This window comes from Thalassotalea sp. ND16A, from assembly GCF_000764205.1.
Classification (GTDB): domain Bacteria; phylum Pseudomonadota; class Gammaproteobacteria; order Enterobacterales; family Alteromonadaceae; genus Thalassotalea_A.
Window position 1 is genome coordinate 1 of sequence record NZ_JQDZ01000117.1, and the last position, 1,852, is coordinate 1,852.

Sequence of the window (1,852 nt, forward strand, 5' to 3'; positions counted from 1 at the left end):
TGAACACCGATTCCGGAAAATCATGAAAAAGTGTTCACGATGAAACCGGAATGACTGTTCACGTTAAACCAGAATAGGTGTTCACGATGGGCCGGAATGACTGTTCACGATGCTCCGGAATATGCAAATAAGAGTCAGGCTTTTCAGCTTTTGATTCTTTAAAGAAGCATTCCATTATCTAGTTATATCTTTTAAGAGAATATAGTACTTAATAGTATTAAGAAGCATCATGAGCTTATGAACTAGTTATGGCGGTGGTAAAAATAAAAGAGATGCCAGAAACTAAGGGGTAAAAATAGACAGGGTTGTAGACTCCTATGGATAAGGAGTCTATTTGATCATGATTTGGCTTAAAATTTAAGGTTCATCATCTCAGCCTAGTGTAACATCTATAAAATAAGATTAATTCTTAAAGCGACGTAATACTAACCCCATAAATCCTAATACGAAAATAGCTAGGGTAGAAGGCTCAGGTACAGAAACAGTAGATGTAGAAAGGTTTTCAACGGCTAGGTCATAATTCGCGGAGCCTGCATTCCAATTATATAAAAACGATTGACCATTTGGGTAGATACCGTTGTCATTACCATCATCTGCAATAAAGTAATTAAAGTTTGTTCCATTTCCAGAGGAAACACCAATAACATCATCGCCATTATCTTGACCACTACCATTAAGCTCTAAATAATTAACTTGAATTGAGCCACTCTCAAATAGAATAGCTTGAAAACTGTTATAAAGCTCTTCCTCATAATCGATTACATTAAGCCAGGTCATTATAAATCTCATATCACCAGCAGTTCCAAGCGTGTTTGTATAAATTTCACTATCACTGTCACACTCTGGACAAAGATCGGCAGAGAAAGCCGCAATCATTGGTCCGTAACTATCTTCTATGTCACTACCTATTCCGTAATCTTCCTCATCATCAAAAAAAAGACTACCATTAGTTGAGCCATAAACTTCATCATAATCAGTACCATAAAAGGTAAAATCGAAGCCTAAGTCAAATAGTTCATTGTTATCATCATCATCGCTTAAGTCACTCAACACGCCATAATTAGACTCCCACGAGGGCGTAATTGGAGCCGCATTTGCGGTCGCTATTAAAGTAAAAGTAATAAAACTAATGGTTATTAATTTCCAAATTGTCATAATTTGTCCTGTTATTGTATTTTAAGTGTTCAACAACACCCATGGCAACATAGTATTATCAGATAACATACCAGCATTAGATGCGCTGTTAAATCGCCGCTGTTATCAAGGTGAAGCGCTAACCAGCTTTTAGTGCTGATCTTTTTTTACGTCATTTTTACTTTGTGATAATGGCTTTTATTAAAGCCTGTATTAAATCGCTTTTGCATTAAATTCAACCCAAACAGGCTTATTTCAGTCAGCCCAGACTTGTGCTTATCTCGGTATATATTCAATTAGCCTGACCTGGTCAACCAAATTCAGTCACCCCAGTTAAGCAACCATATCTAAATTGTTTATCATCGCTTCAAAGTTATTTGGACTTTGGTAATCCAGATAAGAATGTAGGCGACGACTGTTGTACCACATTGTTATGTAATTCAATATATCTTGCTGAGCAGCATAGCGTGTTTGATAATTGCGCCAATGAACTCGTTCTTGTTTCAAGCTGCCAAAGAAACTTTCTGCAACGGCATTATCCCAGCAGCAACCTTTTTTACTCATACTACCAACAAAGCCATGCGATTTAATGTGAGCTTACGGCGGGATAGTGTGACATGGCAAGTTGAGTTATTTAGAATGGCGCTAACCCAGTCTATGACTGAGTTATCTCTTGATTTTGTTGGTAGTTCCAAGGGAGGTAATGCTCAGGATTTTC

General features: G+C 37.3%; 1 protein-coding gene and 1 pseudogene. Both read right to left on the reverse strand.

Annotation, left to right across the window (positions count from 1 at the left end):
- Positions 1–402 precede the first annotated feature (402 nt).
- Positions 403–1,155: a PEP-CTERM sorting domain-containing protein gene (locus ND16A_RS02050; RefSeq protein ID WP_033079113.1), complete on the reverse strand. Its 753-nt coding sequence runs from the start codon at positions 1,153–1,155 to the stop codon at positions 403–405.
- Between the two features lie 312 nt (positions 1,156–1,467).
- A pseudogene (locus ND16A_RS0119710) lies at positions 1,468–1,725 on the reverse strand (IS3 family transposase); the annotation flags it as partial.
- Between the last annotated feature and the right edge of the window lie 127 nt (positions 1,726–1,852).

Excerpts from the sequence above, each read along its gene's own strand:
- ND16A_RS02050 (WP_033079113.1), bottom strand. The coding sequence starts at position 1,155 with ATGACAATTTGGAAATTAATAACCATTAGTTTTATTACTTTTACTTTA.